Origin of the sequence: Streptosporangium sp. OZ121, from assembly GCF_051918885.1 — a bacterium.
Lineage (GTDB): Bacteria > Actinomycetota > Actinomycetes > Streptosporangiales > Streptosporangiaceae > Streptosporangium.
The window spans coordinates 152,830-174,827 of record NZ_JBPXMC010000016.1; the positions used below are offsets into that span (position 1 = coordinate 152,830).

The 21,998-nt window shown below is 69.9% G+C and carries 20 protein-coding genes; 11 read left to right on the top strand and 9 right to left on the bottom strand.

Going from position 1 to position 21,998, the window contains the following annotated elements:
* Window positions 1-104: 104 nt before the first annotated feature.
* Window positions 105-428 carry a thioredoxin gene (trxA, locus tag ACTOQ1_RS26295; protein WP_362688192.1) on the top strand — a complete coding sequence of 108 codons (324 nt, stop codon included), beginning with the start codon at window positions 105-107 and terminating at the stop codon, window positions 426-428.
* Window positions 429-745: 317 nt separating this feature from the next.
* Here the strand turns inward: trxA and ACTOQ1_RS26300 are convergent, their stop codons facing one another.
* Window positions 746-1,366 (bottom strand): GNAT family N-acetyltransferase, encoded by a 621-nt coding sequence (locus ACTOQ1_RS26300; RefSeq protein WP_326646217.1) that lies wholly within the window; start codon window positions 1,364-1,366, stop codon window positions 746-748.
* A gap of 297 nt (window positions 1,367-1,663) precedes the next feature.
* Between ACTOQ1_RS26300 and ACTOQ1_RS26305 the strand changes: the two genes are divergently transcribed.
* The 3 genes from ACTOQ1_RS26305 (at window position 1,664) to ACTOQ1_RS26315 (ending at window position 5,337) form a co-directional block, all read left to right on the top strand.
* Window positions 1,664-2,896 (top strand): PLP-dependent aminotransferase family protein, encoded by a 1,233-nt coding sequence (locus tag ACTOQ1_RS26305; protein ID WP_440070719.1) that lies wholly within the window; start codon window positions 1,664-1,666, stop codon window positions 2,894-2,896.
* A 196-nt stretch (window positions 2,897-3,092) separates the two neighbouring features.
* The gene (locus ACTOQ1_RS26310; RefSeq protein WP_440070675.1) at window positions 3,093-4,046 is read left to right on the top strand and encodes a D-alanine--D-alanine ligase family protein; all 954 of its coding nucleotides are present in this window, start codon (window positions 3,093-3,095) and stop codon (window positions 4,044-4,046) included.
* A gap of 232 nt (window positions 4,047-4,278) precedes the next feature.
* Window positions 4,279-5,337, top strand: a complete 1,059-nt coding sequence (locus ACTOQ1_RS26315) for a threonine aldolase family protein (RefSeq protein WP_440070676.1) — start codon at window positions 4,279-4,281, stop codon at window positions 5,335-5,337.
* 885 nt (window positions 5,338-6,222) lie between these two features.
* Here the strand turns inward: ACTOQ1_RS26315 and ACTOQ1_RS26320 are convergent.
* From ACTOQ1_RS26320 to rpmH, 8 genes are all read right to left on the bottom strand, one after another.
* On the bottom strand, window positions 6,223-7,197 hold the full coding sequence (locus ACTOQ1_RS26320; protein ID WP_440070677.1) for a ParB/RepB/Spo0J family partition protein: 975 nt from the start codon (window positions 7,195-7,197) through the stop codon (window positions 6,223-6,225).
* Between the two features lie 71 nt (window positions 7,198-7,268).
* Window positions 7,269-8,036 (bottom strand): ParA family protein, encoded by a 768-nt coding sequence (locus tag ACTOQ1_RS26325; RefSeq protein WP_440070678.1) that lies wholly within the window; start codon window positions 8,034-8,036, stop codon window positions 7,269-7,271.
* Window positions 8,037-8,363: 327 nt separating this feature from the next.
* Window positions 8,364-9,059: a 16S rRNA (guanine(527)-N(7))-methyltransferase RsmG gene (rsmG, locus tag ACTOQ1_RS26330; RefSeq protein WP_440070679.1), complete on the bottom strand. Its 696-nt coding sequence runs from the start codon at window positions 9,057-9,059 to the stop codon at window positions 8,364-8,366.
* Window positions 9,060-9,527: 468 nt separating this feature from the next.
* Window positions 9,528-10,031 (bottom strand): Jag family protein, encoded by a 504-nt coding sequence (locus ACTOQ1_RS26335; RefSeq protein ID WP_344744242.1) that lies wholly within the window; start codon window positions 10,029-10,031, stop codon window positions 9,528-9,530.
* 35 nt (window positions 10,032-10,066) lie between these two features.
* The gene (gene yidC, locus ACTOQ1_RS26340) at window positions 10,067-11,014 is read right to left on the bottom strand and encodes a membrane protein insertase YidC (protein WP_440070680.1); all 948 of its coding nucleotides are present in this window, start codon (window positions 11,012-11,014) and stop codon (window positions 10,067-10,069) included.
* 4 nt (window positions 11,015-11,018) lie between these two features.
* On the bottom strand, window positions 11,019-11,300 hold the full coding sequence (yidD, locus tag ACTOQ1_RS26345; RefSeq protein ID WP_425583256.1) for a membrane protein insertion efficiency factor YidD: 282 nt from the start codon (window positions 11,298-11,300) through the stop codon (window positions 11,019-11,021).
* Window positions 11,297-11,671 carry a ribonuclease P protein component gene (gene rnpA / locus ACTOQ1_RS26350; protein ID WP_440070681.1) on the bottom strand — a complete coding sequence of 125 codons (375 nt, stop codon included), beginning with the start codon at window positions 11,669-11,671 and terminating at the stop codon, window positions 11,297-11,299. Before rnpA ends, yidD begins: the two co-directional genes overlap by 4 nt.
* Before the next feature lie 109 nt (window positions 11,672-11,780).
* Window positions 11,781-11,918, bottom strand: coding sequence for a 50S ribosomal protein L34 (gene rpmH, locus ACTOQ1_RS26355; RefSeq protein ID WP_329088117.1), 138 nt, complete (start codon window positions 11,916-11,918; stop codon window positions 11,781-11,783).
* A 530-nt stretch (window positions 11,919-12,448) separates the two neighbouring features.
* On the opposite strand from rpmH, the gene dnaA reads away from it, so the two are divergent.
* The 7 genes from dnaA (at window position 12,449) to gyrB (ending at window position 21,984) form a co-directional block, all read left to right on the top strand.
* Window positions 12,449-14,191 carry a chromosomal replication initiator protein DnaA gene (dnaA, locus tag ACTOQ1_RS26360; RefSeq protein WP_440070682.1) on the top strand — a complete coding sequence of 581 codons (1,743 nt, stop codon included), beginning with the start codon at window positions 12,449-12,451 and terminating at the stop codon, window positions 14,189-14,191.
* Window positions 14,192-14,766: 575 nt separating this feature from the next.
* The gene (dnaN, locus tag ACTOQ1_RS26365; protein ID WP_440070683.1) at window positions 14,767-15,906 is read left to right on the top strand and encodes a DNA polymerase III subunit beta; all 1,140 of its coding nucleotides are present in this window, start codon (window positions 14,767-14,769) and stop codon (window positions 15,904-15,906) included.
* Between the two features lie 50 nt (window positions 15,907-15,956).
* Window positions 15,957-16,787 carry a 3-keto-5-aminohexanoate cleavage protein gene (locus ACTOQ1_RS26370; RefSeq protein WP_440070684.1) on the top strand — a complete coding sequence of 277 codons (831 nt, stop codon included), beginning with the start codon at window positions 15,957-15,959 and terminating at the stop codon, window positions 16,785-16,787.
* Window positions 16,788-16,818: 31 nt separating this feature from the next.
* Entirely contained in the window at window positions 16,819-17,763 is a 945-nt protein-coding gene (gene gnd / locus ACTOQ1_RS26375; protein ID WP_440070685.1) for a phosphogluconate dehydrogenase (NAD(+)-dependent, decarboxylating), read from the top strand.
* A 103-nt stretch (window positions 17,764-17,866) separates the two neighbouring features.
* The gene (gene recF / locus ACTOQ1_RS26380) at window positions 17,867-19,048 is read left to right on the top strand and encodes a DNA replication/repair protein RecF (RefSeq protein ID WP_362838073.1); all 1,182 of its coding nucleotides are present in this window, start codon (window positions 17,867-17,869) and stop codon (window positions 19,046-19,048) included.
* Entirely contained in the window at window positions 19,038-19,733 is a 696-nt protein-coding gene (locus tag ACTOQ1_RS26385) for a DUF721 domain-containing protein (RefSeq protein WP_440070686.1), read from the top strand. The genes recF and ACTOQ1_RS26385 overlap by 11 nt, the downstream gene beginning before the upstream one ends.
* Before the next feature lie 298 nt (window positions 19,734-20,031).
* The gene (gene gyrB / locus ACTOQ1_RS26390) at window positions 20,032-21,984 is read left to right on the top strand and encodes a DNA topoisomerase (ATP-hydrolyzing) subunit B (protein ID WP_440070687.1); all 1,953 of its coding nucleotides are present in this window, start codon (window positions 20,032-20,034) and stop codon (window positions 21,982-21,984) included.
* The last annotated feature ends 14 nt before the right edge of the window (window positions 21,985-21,998 follow it).

Below are 21,998 nucleotides of genomic sequence, written 5' to 3' on the forward strand. Positions count from 1 at the left end.
CGGGCGCGCGTCGCACCCCCGCCGGACGGCACCGCGCGCACACCGGTCACCCATCGGCAAGGTCATCAGGAACACGTCCTCAGACAAGAGGGAGAGCAGGAACCTTGGGCACCATCAAGCACGTGACCGACGCCAGCTTCGACGCCGACGTCCTCAAGAGCGACAAGCCCGTGATCGTCGACTTCTGGGCCGAATGGTGCGGCCCGTGCCGCCAGGTCGCGCCGATCCTGGAGGAGATCGCCGGCGAGCAGGCCGACAAGCTCACCGTCGTCAAGCTGAACGTCGACGAGAATCCGACAACGGCGACAAACTACGGCGTACTCCAGATTCCCACTCTGAACGTCTATAAGAACGGAGAGGTTGTGAAGCAGATCATCGGCGCCAAGCCGAAGGCCATGCTGCTTCGCGAGCTCGAGGGCATCATCTAGGCCCCCTGCGGGTCGGCCGTCCCCCACGGCGTCCGCCCGTATCACCCGCTTCCGAGCGGCACACCCACCCACTGAAAGCCCCCCGTCTCACCGCGGGGGGCTTTCACATGAACCGGGCACCCGTACAGGGCGCACGCCCAGGGCTTCCTGCACGCGCCGCGCCGGGCGGGCTCGCGAGACTCCCGGAGACAGACTCACGACTCCCGGAGCCGGGCCTACGGACCCCGGCGGCAGGCTCACGGGCCTCGAAGGCAGGCTCACGGGCCCGGGAGGGCGCGGCTCGGTCCCCACGCATGCCGTACGGGCTCCAGAGGGTCTCAGACGGGCCGCAGCGCCCTCTCCGGACTCATCGACCCGAGCAGCCTCTCCAGTGCCACCTCGACGTCCTCACGCCACGAGACGGCGTTCTTGAGCTCCAGGCGGAGGCGGGGGAAACGCAGGTGCGGGCGGACCGTCTTGAAACCCACGGAGAGCAGGTAGTCGGCGGGCATCAGGCACGCGCCCGGCTGCTCCCACTTCAGGTCGCCGAACGCCTCGATCGCCCGCACCCCGCGCCGGGTCAGGTCCTTGGCCACGCCCTGGACCAGCATCCGGCCCAGGCCGCCCCCGGAGAACTCCGGGATGATGTGCGCGGTCATCAGCAGCACCGCGTCCGCGCTCACCGGCGAGGTCGGGAAGGCCACCGAGCGCGGCACGTAGTGGGGCGGCGCGTAGAGCACGAAGCCGGCCGCCACCCCGTCCACATAGACGATCTTTCCGCAGCTTCCCCACTCCAGCAGGGTGGAGGAGATCCAGGCCTCCTTCTCCAGTCCCGGATCACCGGCCTTCACGGCCCGGTCCGCGTTGACGGGATCGAGCTCCCAGAAGACGCACCGGCGGCAGCGGCGCGGCAGGTCGTCGAGATTGTCGAGGGTGACGTTTGCCAGCCGACGCGACACCTGTTGGCCCCAATCCTGGCGAGACGAGTGCAAGCCATGGCGAAAAACGCGCGAAAACGGCGTCTCCAGCTGGCATCGTAGCCCAGTGCGGGTCCTGGTTTCAGGAGGTCCCGTCCCCACACGCAGACGACTGCAACCCCTGACGTAACCTGGTTTCTCTAGTATGAGCGCTCGCGCTCCACACTACCTAGGAGGTGGACCGTGCCCCAGGACAACGAACACGGTCAGACCATCGCCCCGACCCAAGGCTCGCGCATCGACGCCTACGTCGACCGTTACGCGGCACGGGCAACCGGGATGGTCGCCTCCGAGGTGCGAGCTCTCTTCTCCGTCGCGTCGAGGCCCGAGGTGGTCTCGCTCGCCGGCGGCATGCCGTACGTCACCGCCCTCCCCCTGGACGTGGTGGGGGAGCTGGTCGCCGACCTGATCGCCAAGCGCGGCCCGGTCGCGCTCCAGTACGGCTCGGGGCAGGGCGACCCGCACCTGCGCGAGCAGATCTGCGACGTCATGCGGATGGAGGGCATCGAGGCCAACCCCGACGACGTCGTCGTGACCGTCGGCTCCCAGCAGGCCCTCGACCTGATCACCCGGATCTTCATCGACCCGGGCGACGTCGTGCTCGCCGAGGGCCCCTCCTACGTCGGAGCCCTGGGCACGTTCTCCGCCTACCAGGCCAAGGTCATCCATATCGCGATGGACAGCGAGGGGATCATCCCCGAGTCGCTCGCCCAGACCATCTACGCCCTGAAGAGCGCGGGCAATCGGATCAAGTTCCTCTACACGATCCCCACCTTCCAGAACCCCGCGGGCGTGACGCTCAGCGTCGCGCGCAGGCAGCAGGTCCTGGAGATCTGCCAGCGGGCCGACGTGCTGATCGTCGAGGACAACCCGTACGGCATGCTCGGCTTCGACGGCGATCCCATGCGGACGCTGCGCGCCGACAACGCCGACGGAATCGTCTACCTCGGCTCGTTCTCCAAGACCCTGGCCCCCGGTTTCCGGGTCGGCTGGGCCCTCGCCCCGCACGCCATCCGCGAGAAGCTGGTGCTGGCGATGGAGTCCGCGGTGTTGTCGCACTCCTCCTTCACGCAGCTGGCCGTCGGCCAGTATCTCGCCACCCAGCCCTGGCGCGAGCAGATCAAGTCGTTCAGGGAGCTCTACCGCGAGCGCCGCGACACCATGCTCTCCTCGCTCGAGGCCCTGATGCCCGACGGCGTCACCTGGACCCGCCCCGGTGGCGGGTTCTTCGTTTGGGCCACCCTCCCCGAGGGGCTCGACTCCAAGGCGCTCCTGCCCCGCGCGGTCGCCGAGCGGGTGGCCTTCGTACCGGGCACCGGTTTCTTCGCCGACGGCGGCGGCGCGCGGCACATGCGGCTCTCCTACTGCTACCCCGAGCCCGAGCGCATCCGCGAGGGCGTCCGCCGGCTGGCCGGGGTGATCGGGCAGGAGCTCCGCGTCCGCGACACCTTCGGGACCGGCTCGCCCACCGAGCGCGCCGGGATCGACACTCCGGGACCCGACCTCGCGTGACCCCGCCACGCCCTGACACCCGGTAGGTGCTCCGTGCCGCGGGGCACCTCCGGCATGAGCTCCTCCCCGCCGGTACCGTACGGTGACTTCCTGCGCCGGTGCGCGGTGATCGATCCGGTTCGCCGGAACAGCCGGACCGCGCGTGACGAGAGCGACAGGACAGGCTCGGAGCGGGCCTTGACGAGAGGTATGTCGGATGAGTGACCTGGGCCATGTGCTCGTCCTGGCGGGCGGGCTCTCCTACGAGCGGGAGGTCTCGCTGCGTTCCGGCCGGCGGGTGAGCGAGGTGCTGCGCGGCGCGGGCGTCTCCGTGGAGACCCGCGACACCGACGCGTCGCTGGTTCCCGCCGTGCTCGCGGACCCGCCGGACGCGGTCTTCGTCACCCTGCACGGCGGGGCGGGCGAGGACGGCGCCATCCGCTCGGTCCTCGAACTCCTCTCCGTCCCGTACGTCGGCGCCGGCCCCGACGCCTGCCGGGTCGCCTACGACAAGCCCACCGCCAAGACCGTCGTCCGCTCCGTCGGGCTGCGCACCCCCGAGTCGGTGACGCTGCCCAAGGAGACCTTCCACGACCTCGGCGCCTCCGCGGTGCTGGCCCGCATCGTGGACCGCCTCGGCCTTCCCCTGTTCGTCAAGCCGTCCCGCGGCGGCTCGGCGCTCGGCGCGTCGATCGTCCGCAGTGCCGAGGATTTCCCCGCCGCCATGGTCGGCTGCTTCGCCTACGGTGACACCGCGCTGATCGAGCGCTGCATCCAGGGGGTCGAGGTCGCCGTCTCGGTGGTCGACCTCGGGAGCGGGCCGATGGCACTGCCCCCCGTGGAGATCGTCGCCAACGAGGGCGTGTACGACTACGCGGCCCGCTACACCGCAGGGCACACCGAGTTCTTCGCCCCGGCACGCCTGTCGCCCGAGGCGTCGGCGGCCTGCGCCGAAATGGCCGTGACCGCGCACACCGCCCTCGGACTCAGGGACATCTCCCGTACCGACCTGATCGTCGACGCGGACGGCCTGCCCTACTTCCTCGAAGTGAACGTCGCCCCGGGCATGACCGAGACGTCCCTCCTCCCCATGGCCGCGGAGGCCGCAGGGGAGGACCTCGGCACCCTCTGCCGCGTTCTCCTGGAACAGGCCGCCGCCCGCGGCGCCTGACCTCTCGCCCGGCTCCCCCGCGTGAACCACACCGCGGGCGCGGGCCGGGCCGGCATGATGCCGGGCCTGATCGGCGGACGAGTCGGTGGGCCTGGTCAGCGGACGAGTCGGTGGGCCTGGTCAGCGGACGAGTCGGCGGACCTGATCGGCGGATGAGTCGGCGGACCTGATCGGCGGATGAGTCGGCGGACCTGATCGGCGGGCGGGCCGGGCCTCCCCCTACGCTGGCCGTGTGCTGACCTCCACCCCATTCCCCAAGAGCTTCGCCAGCGACAACCACGCGGGCGTGCATCCCGCGGTTCTCACCGCCATCCTCGAAGCGAACACCGGAGACGCCCTCGCCTACGGCGGGGACGCCTGGACCACCGCGATGGAGGACGCCTTCCGCGCCGAGTTCGGCGCACGCGCGACCGCCTACCCGATGTTCAACGGCACCGGCGCCAACGTGGTGGGCCTCGGACTCGTGCTTCGGGCGTACGACGCGGTGCTCTGCCCGGCCACCGCCCACATCCACACCAACGAGTGCGGTGCCGCGGAACGCGTGCTGGGCGCCAAACTGGTCACCCTCCCCACGGATGACGGCAAGATCTCCGTGGACGACGTCCGCGGCGAGCTGTCCGTGCTGGGGAATGAGCACCACTCCCAGCCCCGGGTGATCTCCATCTCCCAGGTGACCGAGTGCGGCACCTGCTACACCGCCGACGAGATCGCCGAGCTCGCGGAGTTCGCGCACGCGCACGGCCTCTTCCTGCACATGGACGGCGCCCGGCTGGCCAACGCGGCGGCCGAGCTCGGCTGCTCGCTCCGCTCCCTCACCACGGACGCGGGTGTGGACCTGCTCAGCTTCGGGGGCACCAAGAACGGCGCCATGGGTGCCGAGGCGCTCGTGGTCCTCCGCCCGGAGCTGGACTCCCCGGCACTGTTCCTGCGCAAGCAGGGGATGCAGCTCGCTTCCAAGATGCGCTTCGTCTCCGCCCAGCTGACCGCCCTCCTCACCGACGACCTCTGGCGCGAGAACGCCGCCCACGCCAACGCCATGGCCCACCGCCTGGCCGACGGCGTCGCCGACCTCCCGGGCGTCTCCCTGCGCTATCCCGTGCAGTCCAATGCCGTCTTCCCTGCCCTCCCCGAGAAGGCCATCGCGGAACTGCAGCAGCGCTATCTCTTCCATGTCTGGGACGCGGCCGAGAACGTGGTCCGCTGGGTGACCGCCTTCGACACCACCCCCGAGCACGTCGACGCCTTCGTCGCCGACATCCGTCTTGCCGTTCAGGAGAACCCCGGCCCCTGAACGGCATCTGTTTCACGTGAAACGGCCTGGCTCCAGAGCCGGCGACGTTTCACGTGAAACACCGGCCGCCGCCTCCAAAGCCGCTCTCCTTCTCCCGTACGTCAAGATCTCGGCCGTTCTTCATGGGCGTGGGCTCCGCCCCCGGTCTTTCCGGCCGCTCCTCGATTCCTCCTCATCAAGGAACCCCCGCCTTGCCGGAGTCCGGCTCGCATGCCCCACCGCTTCATGTTTCACGTGAAACGACGCCGCCTCCACGATGACGACAGCGAGACCACCTGACGAGACGGCCGCGAGATGCGGCCGCCAGCCTCGCGAAAAGCCCCCGCCGGGAATGCGGTACTCCACGCGCGGCGGTCTCGTCGAAGCGGGCTCTACGTCCCTGGAACCGCGCATGCGTACGCGTTGAACGCGTCTCAAGGGGCAGGAGCCCAGTCGATCACCGTAACGCCGTGCGGCGAGCACAGGGCGGTGGACGAGTCCCGGGCACCTGGATGCGAGAGGCGGGAAGGACGTGGCGGCGGGGAAAGCGGGACGAGGGAAGGCCGAAGGCGGGGAAAGGGCCGCGTATGGGCGGGAAGCAGCCGAGGGAAGACGAGACCGGCGGAGCGGGGGCGGAGTCCGGTCGAACCAGCTGAACCGGAGAGGGCCGGGGAGAACGACCGAGACACGGGAGCGACCGGTACACGCGAGCCGGGGAGGACGCGAACGGCCTCCCTGTTTCACGTGAAACAGGGAGGCCGTTCGTCGTCGGGGAACCGTCCGGGAAGGTCGGCCGCCGGGGGTCGTCCCGGAAGGCAGCCATCCCGGAAGGGGCCTCGGGGGAGATTCACCGGCCCGGGGGGTGCGCCACGGGCTCGCCTTCCCGGGCTTCCGGAGCCGGTTCGATCATCCTTCCATCGCCTGCAGCGAGCCCGGAGCCATCGTGCCGATGATGCGCTCCAGATCGTCGATGGTCGCGAACTCCACCACGATGCGCCCCTTGCGACGGCCGAAGTCGACCTTCACCCGAGTCTCGAAGCGGTCGGAGAGGCGGTCGGCCAGATGCCGGAGGGCGGGCTCCTCGTCAGGCTTCGCCCGGGGAGCACGCGGAGCCGGGGCCGGGGCCGCCTTGGCGTCGCCCACGGCGACGATCTCCTCGACCGCGCGGACCGAGAGCAGCTCGGCCACGATCCGGCGGGCGAGACGCTCCTGGGCCGCGGGGTCGTCCAGCCGGAGCAGGGCTCGGGCGTGGCCCGCGCTGATCGTCCCGGCCGCGACGCTGAGCTGAACCCCGGGTGGCAGCTTCAGCAGGCGCAGCGTGTTGGTCACGTGCGAGCGGGAACGGCCGATCCGGGCGGCGAGCTGCTCGTGGGTCGCGCCGAAGTCGTCGAGCAACTGCTGGTAGGCCGCCGCCTCCTCCAGGGCGTTGAGCTGCTCGCGCTGGAGGTTCTCGATGAGCGCGTCGAGCAGGAGCTTGTCCTCCTGGGTGTTCCGCACGATCGCGGGGATCTCGGAGAGCCCGGCGAGCTTGGAGGCGCGCCAGCGGCGCTCGCCCATGACCAGCTCGTAGCGCCCCTCACCCGTGGCCCGCACCACGACCGGCTGGAGCAGGCCGACCTCGCTGATCGAGGCGGCCAGATCCTGGAGGGCCTCCTCGTCGAAGACATCGCGGGGCTGGCGCGGGTTGGGTGCGATGTCGTCGACGGGGATCTCGAGGAAGTAGGCCCCCATGACCGGCTTGGGGCCCGGCTGCTCCGGCACCACCGGCTCGGGGGCGACCATGGTCACGGTCATCGACACGGGCGTCTCCGTGACGACGGCCGGACCCGTGGGGATGAGCGCCCCCAGTCCCCTGCCCAGCCCTCTCGGCTGCTTACTCACTGCCCCTCCCGAGACTCAAGGTGTCGCACTCACTGACATGCCCGTGGCCGCGGCCACGGGACTCGCGGTGCTCATACGGCCGCACCGCGGTAAGCGATCTCGCGGGCGGCGTCCATGTAGGCCATCGCGCCACTGGAGCCCGGATCGTACGTCATGACCGACTGACCGTAGCTCGGAGCCTCGGAGACACGCACGCTTCGGGGGATCAGCGTGCTCAACACCGTCGCGCCGAAGTGGGAGCGAACCTCGTCGGCGACCTGTGAGGCGAGGCGGGTGCGCCCGTCGTACATCGTCATGAGGATGGTGGAGAGGTCGAGCGTGGGGTTCAGGTGGGCGCGGACCAGATCCACGTTCCTCAGCAGCTGGCCGAGGCCTTCCAGCGCGTAGTACTCGCACTGGATGGGGATCAGCAGCTCGTTCGCGGCCATCAGCGCGTTGACCGTCAGCAGGCCGAGCGAGGGAGGGCAGTCGATGAGGATGTAGTCGAACTCGACGGCGTCGTACGCGGCCAGCGCGCGCTGCAGACGGGCCTCGCGGGCGACCATGGAGACCAGCTCGATCTCGGCGCCGGCCAGGTCGATCGTGGCGGGAGCGCAGTAGAGGCCCGGCATGTCCGGGACCTCCTTCACGACCTCCGCGAGCGGCAGGTCCTCCACGAGCACCTTGTACATGTCCGGTACGTCACCGCGGTGCTCGACGGCCAGGGCCGTCGAGGCGTTTCCCTGGGGGTCGAGGTCGACCACGAGCACCCGCTGGCCGTGCATGGACAGCGCCGCGGCCAGGTTGACCGACGTGGTGGACGGTGAAGATCCGGGTCTTGGAAGGGCGAGGCCAGTCACCGTCCCGGACCCCGGTGGAACCTCCGGGGGTGGCGGCGGTCTTCTGGGCCGATGTTTCACGTGAAACCACTGAGCTGAGTGCCTCTCGTACCAGCGGCGAGTCGCCGGGATTAAGGGGGGTCTGGGTCACGGTCGTCTTCCTTTCAACCGGCCTGACTACGGCACCGGGTGCCGCTGCCGGCCAGCCCAGACCGGAAAGGCGTCCATGGGGCAAAACGGCGGGAACCTCGGGCCAGCCGAGACCGCTCCTCGCGCTGGCGATCGCACTCGAACGGTCGTTCACTGGCCTCGTACTCGCTTTGCTCGGTTTACCTGGTGACCTCGCGCTTACCTGCCTCGCGAGGCACGATCCTTCCGGCGAGAGGCCTTCCGCGCTCCTTCGGGAGCCCGACCGGCGACCACTCGGATGAGAGTTGCGGGCGGCTCGACCTTACCGTGCCCGACCGATGTAAGCTCGGCGGTTTGCACCCCACTCGCCCGCAATTGCGGCTCGGCGTCCGCCAACTCCTCGGCGGCACGCTCGCCCTTCATGGCCAGCAGCTCACCCCCCTCGCGCAGCAGGGGCAGCGCCCATTTCAGCAGGCGATCGAGCGGCGCCACCGCGCGAGCGGAGGCGACGTCGAACTCCCGCCTGCCCGCGAACTCCTCGGCCCGGCCGCGCAGGACCTCGACGTTGTCGAGTTTCAACGACTCCACGCACTCCTCCAGGAAGACCGTCCGGCGAAGGAGCGGCTCCAGGAGGGTGACGGTGATGTCGGGCCGTACGATCGCCAGGACCAGGCCCGGCAGGCCGGCACCGGAACCGATGTCGACCAGGCGCACGCCGGTGGGCACGGCCTCGGCGATCACCGCGCAGTTGAGCAGGTGGCGGTCCCAGATGCGCGGCACCTCCCGCGGGCCGAGCAGCCCGCGCACCACCCCGGGACCGGCCAGCAGCTCCGCGAAGGCCTCCGCTCTGGCCCAGGCGTCGCCGGCGAACACCTCGCGCGCGACCTCGGGCGGTTCGGGGATCTGGTCACTCACTCGATGCTCACTCTTCCCTCGGAAATATCGGGGTCAGGCCGATCTCAAGGCTAACGGCCCGCTTCGGCGCCGTCGTACAGCACGGGGTGGCGACGCCGCCGCGGGCGCGCGGGACACGATGCCGTGCGACGCGTGCGGCGGTGCCGGACGGATCGTGTGGTGGGCGCCGCGGCCTTCCCGGGCGCCGCGAAGCGGCATCCCGGGGCACACGCGGGCAGAGGTCCCCGGGACGCGGCGGCCCGGACGGTGTCCGTACGGCGCGGGCCACGAGAGCGGTCCGCGCCGTACGGTCCGCGCCGTACGGTCCGCGAGAACGGGCCACGAGAGCGGGTCACGAAGCGAGCCAAGAGAGCGGCCCACGAAAAGGTCCCACAAAGCGGGCCAAGAGAGCGGCCCACGAAAAAGGCCGCCGTCCCCGGGGAACCGGGGGCGGCGGCCTCTACCGGCCCACGCCATCGCCAAGAGGCGTTAAACGGGAAGCACCACCACGAAACGGCGGGGCTCTTCGCCCTCGGACTCGCTCCGCAGGCCCGCCGCCGCGACGGCGTCATGCACGATCTTCCGCTCGAACGGGGTCATCGGCTGCAGCGACTTGGGCTCGCCGTTCCGCTTGACGTCCGCCGCGATCTTGGTGCCGAGCTCGCTCAGCTCGCTCCGGCGGCGGTCCCGGTAGCCGCCGATGTCGAGCATCAGGCGCGAGCGCTCACCCGTCTGGCGGTGGACCGCGAGGCGGGTCAGCTCCTGGATGGCCTCCAGCACCTCGCCGTTGGGGCCGACCAGGTCGCCGCCCTTGATGTCGACGACCGACACCACGGCGCGATCGCCTTCGACATCCATGTCGATGTCACCGTCGATGTCGGCGATGTCGAGCAGACCCTCGACGTAGTCCGCCGCGATCTCGCCTTCCTGCTCCAGGGCGGCGAGATCGGGAGCCGTCTTCGCGGGCTCCTTCTCGGCCTCGGCCTCGGTCACGTCCGGCCACTCCTTCGTGCTGTCGGGATGAGACGTCAGGACTTCTTGCTACCGGTCCGCTTGCTGCGGGGCTGGCGGGTGGGCTGCTGTCGGATCACCTTGGCCTCCGGCACGGGCGGCGCCTCGGGCTCGGGGGCGGTCTTCTTGACCTTACTCAGCAGGCTCGGCTTGGGCTCGGGAGTCGTGACGTTGCCCTTGGCGTCGACCACCGGGGAGGGGTTACGGCTGTAGAACCAGTGCTGCTGGCCGAGGGTCCAGACGTTCGTGGTGACCCAGTAGAGGATCAGGCCGAGAGGGAAGTTCAGCGAGAAGATCGCGAACAGCGGCGAGACGTACATCAGGATCTTCTGCTGCTGCGCCATCGGGTTGTCCGGCATCTGGGCGATCGAGCGGGTCACGCTCTGCCGGACGGTGAGGAAGGTCGTCAGCGAGCTGACCGCCACGAAGATGGCGAGCACGACCTTGGTGATGATCGGGTCGGCGTCCAGCTTGATGATGTCGGCCGAGCTCGTGAAGAACGTCGCGGGGATGGGGGCGCCGAAGATGTGCGCGGCCCGGGCGCTGTTGACGAGGTCCTGCGACATCCCGAACTTGGCCTGGCCCGCGGCCATGGCCTGCAGCACGGTGAACATCGAGATGAAGATCGGGAACTGCGCCAGGATCGGGAGGCAGCCACCCAGCGGGTTGGCCCCCTGCCCCTGGTACAGCGCCATGACCTCCTGGTTCATGCGCTGCTTGTCGTTCTTGTAGCGCTTGCGGATCTCCTGGACCTTGGGCGCCAGCTCCTGCATCTTCTTCGACGAGCGCATCTGCTTGAGGAAGAGCGGAAAGATCAGCAGCCGCATCAGCACGGTGAGCGTGATGATGGTCAGCGCCCAGTTGAGCCCGCTGTCCTTCGGGATGAAGGTGCTGTAGCCCTGGTGAATCCAGGTGATTACATGGGCGACGGCTGTGTACAGCCAGTTCAGCCAGGACAGCTCCACCGAGCTAGCTCCCTTGCGTTTCGTCGGACCGGCCCGGGCGCGGGGGCACCGGGTCAAAGCCTCCGGGATGGAATGGGTGGCAACGCCCGATTCTCCGGATCGTCAACCATGTGCCGCGCAGCGCGCCGTGAACGGCCACGGCCTCGAGGCCGTAGGCACTGCACGAGGGGTGGAAGCGGCAACGGGGACCCAGCAGAGGACTCACGAAGGCCCGGTAGAACCGGATCGGAGCCATCAGGATCCTGGCAGCCGGAGAAATTCCAGCGGTCTGCTGCGCCGTCATCATCGCCCATCCATGCGAGCCCCGGGGGGCTCCAGCCGCCTGAGTAAACGATCCAGCGCGACGTCGAGTTCGGCGGCGATGCGCTCGCTTCGCGCGGACGCGGCCGGTGGATTGGCGCGCACCACCAGCAGGCTACCTCTCGGAAGCCGGTCGAGACGGTCTCGCATGAGGTGTCTCAACTGACGTTTAACCCGATTTCTGATGACCGCGCCTCCTACGGCACGACTCACCACGAATCCGACCAGGGGGGGAGTGTCCCTGTCAGAGCGCATGCCAAGGTGCGCGACCAGGGTGGGGCGGCCTGCTCGGCTTCCCCTTCTGATCGCGCCGGCGAACTCGTCGCCCCGGCGCATGCGGGACCCGGACGGCAGCACGAGAGATCTTGGTGACCCTGGGCAGGTACGCCCGTCGCCCGCCGGCAGCGATGCCGGCGGGCGACGGGCGCTACTGCCTAGGCCCGGCGAACCGGGCGCAACGGATGCGTCAGGCGGAGATCTCGGCGCGGCCCTTGCGACGGCGAGCGGCAAGGATGGCGCGGCCGGCGCGGGTGCGCATGCGGAGCCGGAAGCCGTGGGTCTTCGCACGACGGCGGTTGTTCGGCTGGAAAGTACGCTTGCTCACGAGTGGGCTCCAGGCTCAAGACGCATCCCCAGCACATGGGGACGCTCGACAGTGGCTGGCTTGCCGGATGCGGGGCATGCGAAATAGCCGCCGCGTGGCAAGCCGACCGTCGTACGTTACGGGTCAGGCGTGTCCCAGGTCAAACCGGAGAGTGTTCCGAAGCACGCGCACACAGGTTATCCACGTTTCCACAGGCACGTTATCCACCGGCGCCTCGCCGTCCACAGGATGTGCGCTCCGTCCCTCCCGTACGCCACTAGGCTGTGGACAACGTCTTGTACACAGCTGTGGACAGGGCTACTGTCGGCCCTTCCAGACCCTCTCTCCGCTGCGAGGACGCGTCGGACCGCAGGTAACGGGCTGTGCACAGCCTGTGGATTCGATGTGGATTTCGTATGGCGCCCACGACGGGGCCACGGGACTCCCGGCATGTGGACAACGACGAGATCCGGTGCGCCCGGCGGCCACCATTGTGGATAAACAGATCGCGGTGGGCCAGCGGGCCGCGTCGGGAGGAGGGGAGCCGGACCATGGACGGAACGGACCTCAGCGCGGTCTGGGCGAGGGCTCTTGAGAACTCCCTGAACGAGAACGTCCCGTCCCAGCAGCGGGTCTGGCTCAACATGACCCGGCCCTTCGGCCTCATGAACGACACCGTGGTGCTCGCCGCACCCACGGATTTCGCCAGAGATGTCCTGGAGAACAAGCTTCGTCCGCTCATCAGCCAGGCGCTCTCCCAGGAGTTCGGCCGCCCGATGCGGGTGGCGGTCATGGTCGACCCCAGCGCGGCGGGTCCCGAGTCCGGGCTCACCCCCCGCCAGGACGCTTATCCCCAGGCCCAGCCGCCGGGTTATGCACAGGCCGGCGGGGACCGGCAGGGTTATGCACAGCCCGCTCCGCCCCAGCACCACGGGGGTTCCGGGCTCCAGCACCCCTATCCGGGGGGCAACCAGCCCACGCAGCCGTCCACCGACTATCCACAGGCACAGCCGTTCTCCTACCCGTACCAGCAGGGCGAGGAGTCTCCCCAGCCGTACCTGCCCGCGGAGCCCTCGCAGACGCCCGCGCAGGGGGAGCAGAGCCCCGGATACGGCCGCGGCTACACCCCGCAGCCGTCACCGCCGCGGCCCGAGCCCGACTCGTTCGACCGCGGCGCGCCCCCCGTGCCCGCCGCGGGCGGCGCCGGTGGCGTGCAGAACAGGTGGGACGGCCGCGGGAGCCGGACGCAGGGGGAGCCGGCCCGGCTGAACCCGAAGTACACCTTCGACACCTTCGTGATCGGCTCCAGCAACCGGTTCGCGCACGCGGCGGCGGTCGCGGTGGCCGAGGCGCCGGCCAAGGCGTACAACCCCCTGTTCATCTACGGTGACTCGGGCCTGGGCAAGACCCACCTGCTGCACGCGATCGGCCACTACGCCCAGAGCCTCTACGACGGCGCGCGGGTGAGATACGTGAGCTCGGAGGAGTTCACCAACGACTTCATCAACTCCATCCGCGACCACAAGGCCGACAACTTCCGGGGTCGCTACCGGGCCGTGGACATCCTGCTCGTGGACGACATCCAGTTCCTGGAGGGCAAGGAGCAGACGCAGGAGGAGTTCTTCCACACCTTCAACACGCTGCACAACTCCAACAAGCAGATCGTCATCTCCAGCGACCGGGCGCCGAAACAGCTGGTCACGCTGGAGGACCGGCTGCGCAACCGGTTCGAGTGGGGTCTGATCACCGACGTCCAGCCGCCCGAGCTGGAGACCCGGATCGCGATCCTGCGCAAGAAGGCGATCCAGGAGGGCCTGGCCGCTCCGCCCGAGGTGCTCGAGTACATCGCGAGCCGCATCTCGACCAACATCCGCGAGCTGGAGGGCGCCCTGATCAGGGTGACCGCGTTCGCGAGCCTGAACCGGCAGTCGGTGGACCTGCAGCTCACCGAGGTCGTGCTCAAGGACCTGATCACCGAGGACGCGGGGTCGGAGATAACGGTCGCCACGATCATGGCGTCCACCGCCGCCTACTTCGGGCTGTCGATCGACGACCTGTGCGGCGGGTCGCGCTCGCGGGTGCTGGTGACCGCCCGCCAGATCGCCATGTATCTGTGCAGAGAGCTGACCGACATGTCGCTGCCGAAGATCGGACAGCAGTTCGGCGGCCGCGACCACACCACGGTCATGCACGCCGACCGGAAGATCCGCTCCCTGATGGCCGAGCGACGCTCGATCTACAACCAGGTCAACGAGCTGACGACCCGGATCAAGCAGCAGTCCCGCAATGGATGATGAGGTTTTTCACCCAGTGATGCACAGGCTGTGGAAAACCTTGTGGATCAACGGTTCGCCGGGGCCGGGGAGGCTCCAGGGTGTCGAACCATGATCATCCGGAAACCCGCTGGTCCGAACGTTGTTCGGCGCATGTGGACAACCCTGGGGAGAACTTGGGGACAACCTGGGGACAACTCGTGGATAACCTGGGGACGCCCTGTGGGGAGAGTTTTCCACAAGGACAAAACGACCTCCTACCCCGTGGATAACCTGGGGAAACCTCGTGGAAAACTTGGGGACAGAGGGCACCGAATCTGGGGACGGCCTGTGTGTACTCCGAGGTTCTCCCCAGCCCCAAGAGTTGTCCACAGTCTCCACCCACAGCCCCGGTGGATGAAAAAACAGCACTTGACCTGCGGAAACAATGGCTTTCCACAGTATCCACAGCCCCTAATACGAAGGCCACTTGTATCTCTAACTAGGAAACCCAAGAGCCATAAGAGGGGTTCCGAGGGAGCGCAGGTGCGCGACAGTGAACACTTGAACCCCAGGCACCGAGCGGATGGCGCTCGACACACAGGAGGCGGATCCACGTGATGTTCCGGGTCGACCGAGACGTGCTCGCTGAGGCGGTCGCATGGACGGCGCGCAGCCTGCCGGCGCGTCCCTCCGTGCCGGTGCTGGCCGGCATGCGTCTTGAGGTCACGGAGAACGGGCAGCTCAAGCTCTCGGGCTTCGACTACGAGGTCTCCGCCGAGGTGACCCTCGAACTGCAGACGGGCGAGGCGGGCGTGGTGCTCGTCTCCGGCAGGCTCCTGGCCGAGATCACCAGGGCGCTTCCCGCACAGCCTGTGGATTTCGTGGTGGAGGGAGCCAAGGCGGTCGTCACCTGTGGCAGCGCCCGGTTCACACTCCTGACCATGCCTGTGGAGGACTACCCCTCCCTGCCGACCATGCCCCCCGCCGCCGGCCGGGTGGGCAGCGACGTGTTCGCCTCGGCCGTCGGCCAGGTCGCGGTGGCCGCGGGCAAGGACGACACCCTGCCGATGCTCACCGGCGTTCGCGTGGAGATCGAGGGCGACACGGTCACGCTCGCGGCGACCGACCGCTACCGCCTCGCCGTACGGGAGCTGAAGTGGCAGCCGGGCCAGCCCGACTTCTCGGCGATCGCGATGATCCCGGGCAGGACCCTCGCCGACACGGCCAAGGCCCTGGGCGGCACCGGCGCCGAGGTCGAGATCGCGATGAGCTCCGCGGGCGGCACCGGTGAGGGCATGATCGGCTTCTCCAGCGCGGGGCGCCGCACCACCACCCGGCTGCTCGACCCCGAGTTCCCCAAGTACCGCTCGCTGCTGCCGACGGAGTTCTCCGCCCGCGCGGAGCTGCCGACGGCCGCCTTCGTCGAGGCCGTCAAGCGCGTGGCCCTGGTCGCCGAGCGCAACACGCCCGTACGGCTGGCCTTCCGCGGCGACGAGGTCGTCCTGGAGGCGGGCAGCGGCGACGAGGCGCAGGCGGTCGAGGTGCTCCCGGTCGACTTCGAGGGCGACGACATCAACATCGCCTTCAACCACCAGTTCCTGCTGGAGGGGCTCGGCGCGATCGACTCCGACGTGGCCCGCCTGCAGATGACCACGTCCACCAAGCCCGCCATCCTCACCGGTGGCAAGCCCGCGGACGACGGCGGTGTTCCCGACTACCGCTACCTGATCATGCCCATCCGCCTGTCCAGCTGATGGAGGCCCCGCGACGGCCCGGCGCGGGGGATCACCCGGTGGATCCCGCGGTGAATCCCCCCACGGGTCCCGGAAGTGATCCCGCGCCGAGAACGGCGGCGGGCGGAGGCGCGGAGACGCGCGGCGGGGCGACGGGGCGGCGGGAGGGGGCGACGTGGCTCAAGGCATGCTTGAACGGCGCCAGGAGGCCCGGCGACCACCCTGCCCTGCCCCTGACCCCCCTGGAGCTCGCTGAGGCGGCCCGTGAGGCGCGTGGGGCGGGTGCGGACGCCGTTCACCTGCATCCGCGCGACGAGGCGGGCAGCGAGTCGCTCAGCGCCGCCCACATCGGGGCGGCCGTACGCGCCGTGCGCGAGGCCTGCCCCGGCCTCCCCGTGGGGGTGAGCACCGGGCTGTGGATAACCGGCGGGGATGTGGACACTCGGCGCGACGCCGTCCGCGGCTGGGCCGCGCTCGCCTCCGGCGAGCTGCCGGACTTCGCCTCGGTGAACCTCTCAGAACCCGGCTTCGAGGCCCTGTGGCATGATCTGCGACGGCTCGGGGTGGGGGTGGAGGCCGGGGTCTGGTCGGTGGACGACGCCGACGCGCTCGCCGCGACCGGCCTGGAATGCGTGCGGGTGCTCGTCGAGATCCTCGGCGGCCCCGCGGAAACCGCCGTCTCCCGGGCGCGCGCCGTTCTGGACCGCCTCGCCGAGCTGGGCGTCCCCGGTCCGCGACTTCTCCACGGTGAAGGGGACCCCGCCTGGATTCTCCTGGACGAGGCGGGGCAGTCTGGACTCGCCACGCGCATCGGCCTGGAGGACGTCCTCCACAGCCCTGTGGGTGACCCCGTCGGCGGGAACGCCGAGTTGGTAAGGCTTGCGCGGGCACGCCTGGCGTAGGTGAATGATGAAACCCTGAAGGGGGTCTCGTATGCAGATCGGCATGGTCGGGCTGGGCAAGATGGGCGGCAACATGGCTGAGCGCCTGCGCCGCGGCGGCCACGACGTCATCGGGTACGACCGCGATCCCGCGGTCAGCGACGTCTCCGGCCTCGAGGAGCTGGTGGAGCGGCTCCAGGCGCCGCGCACCGTGTGGGTCATGGTGCCCTCCGGCGACCCGACCCGGGCGACGGTCGAGGCGCTCGGCGGCCTGCTGTCGCCCGGCGACCTCCTCGTCGACGGCGGCAACTCGCACTATGTCGACGACCAGAAGCACGGCGCCGAGCTCGCGGCCAAGGGCGTCGGCTTCGTCGACTGCGGCGTGAGCGGCGGCGTCTGGGGGCTGCAGAACGGCTACGCGCTCATGGTCGGCGGCGAGAAGGCCGACGTCGAGCGGGCGATGCCGATCTTCGAGACCCTCAAGCCCGAGGGCGAGGACGGTTTCGTGCACGCCGGCACGGTCGGCGCCGGCCACTTCGCCAAGATGGTCCACAACGGCATCGAGTACGGCATGATGCAGGCCTTCGCCGAGGGCTGGGAGCTGCTCGAGGCCTCCGACATCGTGACCGACGTGGCCGGCTCCTTCAAGAGCTGGCGGCAGGGCACGGTCATCCGCTCCTGGCTGCTCGACCTGATGGTCCGCGCGCTCGACGAGGACCCGTCCCTGGCGGAGCTGGAGGGCTACGCGCAGGACTCGGGCGAGGGCCGCTGGGCGGTGCAGGCCGCCGTCGAGCACGCGGTCCCGCTGCCGGTCATCACCGCCGCCCTGTACGCCAGGTTCGCCTCCCGCCAGGACGACTCGCCGGCCATGAAGGTCGTCGCGGCCCTGCGCAACCAGTTCGGCGGCCACGCGGTCACCTCCAAGGCGGGCGCGGCAGAGAAGGGCGCCGACGCCCCCGGCGCCGACGTCACCCCGCCGGTCGAGGCGGCCGGCTGACCCCCCGTCCCCCTGCGGCTCGCGCCATACCTTTTCCACAGGGCGCGAGCCGTACGGACGCGGGGTGCCCCGGTGACGGACGGGGCCGACTAATCTTCCTGGGGTGCATGTCGCCCATCTCTCCCTGACCGACTTCCGGTCCTACGAAACCGTCGACCTCGGCATGGAGCCGGGGGTCACGGCCTTCGTCGGGCCCAACGGCATGGGAAAGACCAACCTGGTCGAGGCGCTGGGATACGTGGCGACGCAGGCCAGCCACCGGGTCGCCAACGACGGGCCGCTGGTCCGGCAGGGCGCGGCGCGGGCGATCGTCCGCTCTTCGGTGGTGCGCGACGACCGGCGCGCGCTGATCGAGCTGGAGATCAATCCGGGCAGGGCCAACCGGGCCAGGCTGAACCGCTCGCCCGTCTCCCGCCCCCGCGACGTCGTCGGCCTGCTGCGCACGGTCCTGTTCGCCCCCGAGGACCTCGCGATGGTCAAGGGCGACCCCTCCGAGCGGCGCCGGTTCCTCGACGACCTCCTGGTGGCCAGGACGCCCAGGTTCGCGGGGGTGCGCGCCGACTACGACCGGGTGCTCAAGCAGCGCGGAGCCCTGCTGCGCACCGCCGCGCAGGCCAGGCGGGGCTCCGGACGGAGCCGGAGCGCGCGGCGGGCCGAGAGCGACGCCGCGTTCGCCGAGGCGGGGGCGGGAGACCCGCTCAGCACCCTGGAGGTCTGGGACGCCCACCTGGCGACGCACGGCGCCGAGCTGCTCGCGGCCAGGCTGGAGCTGGTCGAGACGCTGCGCCCGCTGGTCGCCGCCTCGTACGCCTCGCTCGCGCCCGGCTCCGCCCCCGCGGGGCTGGAATACCGCGGCACCCTGCCCCCGGACGCCGGGACCGATCGCGCCGAGCTGGCGGAGCGGCTGCGGGCCTGCCTGCTGGAGGTCCGCGCCTCCGAGCTCGAACGCGGCGTCACCCTCGTCGGCCCGCACCGCGACGACCTGTTCCTCGGCCTGGGCGAGCTGCCGGCGCGCGGCTACGCCAGCCACGGCGAGTCGTGGTCGTTCGCGCTGGCGCTCAGGCTGGCCGCCTACGACCTGCTCAGGGCCGACGGCGGCGACCCGGTCCTGATCCTGGACGACGTCTTCGCCGAGCTGGACAACAGGCGCAGGCGCCGCCTGGCCGAGATGGTCGCCCCCGCGGAACAGGTGCTGATCACCGCCGCGGTCCCCGACGACGTGCCCGGGGAGCTGGCCGGAAGCCGTTTCGACGTGACCGAGGGGGGCGTGGCCCGTGTCCGATGACGGTGGAGAGGGCGCGGGCGGCCCGGTGCCCGGACCGCGGGCCCCGGAGCCGAGACGGCGCGGCGCCGCGCGAGGTGGTCAGGAGCGGGGCGGGCCCGACCCCCGTTCGCCGGACCCGGATGGCGCGGGCGGCACGGCACCCGCGCCGGGCGGTGCGGGCGCTACGGGGGCGGACGGAGCGGCCGCCGGATCGGCGAGGAGCGCGGCCGCCAAGGGGGCCGCGCTGGCCAGGGAGAAGCTGGCCCAGGCCAAGTCGGACGCCGCCAGGCGGGGACAGCTCCCCCGCCGCGAGCCGAGGCGCAGGGCGTCGGGGGCGCGCAGGGACTCCGGCGACCCCCAACTCTTCGGCAGGGCCATCGCCGACCTGCTGTCCGATCGCGGCTGGGAGCAGCCCGCCGCGATCGGCGGGGTTTTCGGTCGCTGGCACGAGATCGTCGGCGCCGACATGGCGGCCCACACCAAGCCGGAGACCTTCGCCGAGGGCGAGGTCGTGGTGGTCGCCGACTCCACCGCCTGGGCCACCCAGGTGCGGATGCTGGCGAGGACGCTCGTCAGGAGATTGAATGAGGAGCTCGGGGACGGAACGGTGCAAAAGGTAAAAGTTCGTGGACCGCAGAACGGCCCCCGCTCCAGCGGCGGCCTGCGCGTCACCGGAAGTCGCGGCCCGGGCGACACGTACGGCTGATCCGAGGCCCGAAAACGGATCAGCGGCCCCTCTGACGCGGTGAACCCCGTCCCCGTAGGGGGATGTCCAAAGCGATGATCGTCGCGCGACAGGCCATTCCAGAGGCCGTCAATGCCACATGATGTGCTCTGAGCCGCTAGAATGAAATCGAATTCCGGACACGTCCGTTTGCGTGTCACCCCCGGCGCGCATGCCGGCTCCCCTGGGTGAACGCATCGGGGCATTCACGACGGTGACGGGCACGGCGGGGCTACATGTTGTCTCCCTGCCGCGTGTCCGCGGCAGGAGGATTTCGCACTTGTCCTACGACGCTAGCTCAATCACCGTTCTCGAAGGGCTTGAGGCGGTCCGTAAGCGCCCCGGCATGTACATCGGCTCCACCGGCGAGCGCGGTCTGCACCACCTCGTCTACGAGGTCGTGGACAACTCCGTCGACGAGGCCCTGGCCGGACACGCCGACCGGATCGAGGTCACCCTGCTCGCCGACAACGGCGTGCGGGTCGTCGACAACGGCCGTGGCATCCCCGTCGGGAACGTCCCCGGCGAGAACCGTCCCGCGGTCGAGGTCGTCCTGACCGTGCTGCACGCGGGAGGCAAGTTCGACGACAAGTCGTACGCGGTCTCCGGCGGCCTGCACGGCGTGGGCGTCTCCGTCGTCAACGCGCTGTCCAGCAAGCTCGACGTGGAGATCCGCACCGAGGGCCACCACTGGCGCCAGAGTTACGTCGAGTCCAGGCCCACCGCCCCGCTGGCCAGGGGCGAGAAGACCGACGAGACCGGCACCTCGATCACCTTCTGGGCCGACGAGACCATCTTCGAGACCACGACCTGGCACTTCGAGACCCTCGCGCGCCGCTTCCAGGAGATGGCCTTCCTCAACAAGGGCCTGACGATCTCCATCAGGGACGAGCGCCCCGACTTCGCCGAGGGCGACGAGGGCGAGCCCAGAGAGGCCACCTTCCACTACGAGGGCGGCCTGTCCGACTTCGTCAAGCACCTCAACTCCAAGAAGGAGCCGGCCCACCTCTCGGTGATCGACTTCGAGGAGCAGGGCGAGGGCATCGCCGTCGAGATCGCGATGCAGTGGAACAACTCCTACAGCGAGTCCGTCTACACCTTCGCCAACACGATCAACACGGCCGAGGGCGGCACCCACGAGGAGGGCTTCCGCGCGGCGCTGACGTCCATCGTCAACCGCTACGCGCGCGAGCAGAAGTTCCTCAAGGAGGGCAAGGACGACAACCTCGCCGGAGAGGACATCCGCGAGGGCCTCACCGCGATCATCTCGGTGAAGCTGACCGACCCGCAGTTCGAGGGCCAGACCAAGACCAAGCTGGGCAACACCGAGGCCAAGTCGTTCGTCCAGAAGGCCTGCAACGACCACCTGCGCGACTGGTTCGAGCGCAACCCCGGCGAGGCCAAGGACATCATCACGAAGTCCCTGCAGGCCTCCCGCGCCCGACTCGCGGCTCGCCAGGCCCGCGACCTGACCCGGCGCAAGTCGCTGCTGGAGTCGGGCTCGGGGCTGCCGGGCAAGCTGGCCGACTGCCAGTGGAGCGACCCGGAGAAGTGCGAGCTGTACATCGTCGAGGGTGACTCGGCGGGCGGCTCCGCCAAGGGCGGCCGCGACTCCAAGTTCCAGGCGATCCTCCCGATCCGCGGCAAGATCCTCAACGTCGAGAAGGCCCGGATCGACAAGGTCCTGCAGAACAACGAGGTCCAGGCGCTGATCACCGCCATGGGCACGGGCGTGCACGACGAGTTCGACATCGCCAAGCTCCGCTACCACAAGCTCATCCTGATGGCGGACGCCGACGTCGACGGCCAGCACATCACCACGCTGCTGCTGACCCTGCTGTTCCGCTTCATGCGTCCCCTGATCGAGGCCGGGCACGTCTACCTCTCCCAGCCGCCCCTCTACAAGATCAAGTGGGACCGGAAGGGCGAGGACGCCTCCTACGCCTACTCCGACCGCGAGCGTGACGTGGTCATCCAGGCCGGCATCGACGCGGGCAAGCCCGACCCCCGGCCGCGCGACAACGTGCAGCGCTTCAAGGGTCTGGGCGAGATGAACGCCAACCAGCTCTGGGACACGACCATGAACCCCGACACCCGCCTTCTCCTCCAGGTCACCCTCGACGACGCGGCCCAGGCCGACGAGCTGTTCAGCGTGCTCATGGGTGAGGACGTCGAAGCCCGCCGTTCCTTCATCATCAGGAACGCCAGGGACGTCCGTTTCCTCGACGTGTAGCGGTAGCCGTACCA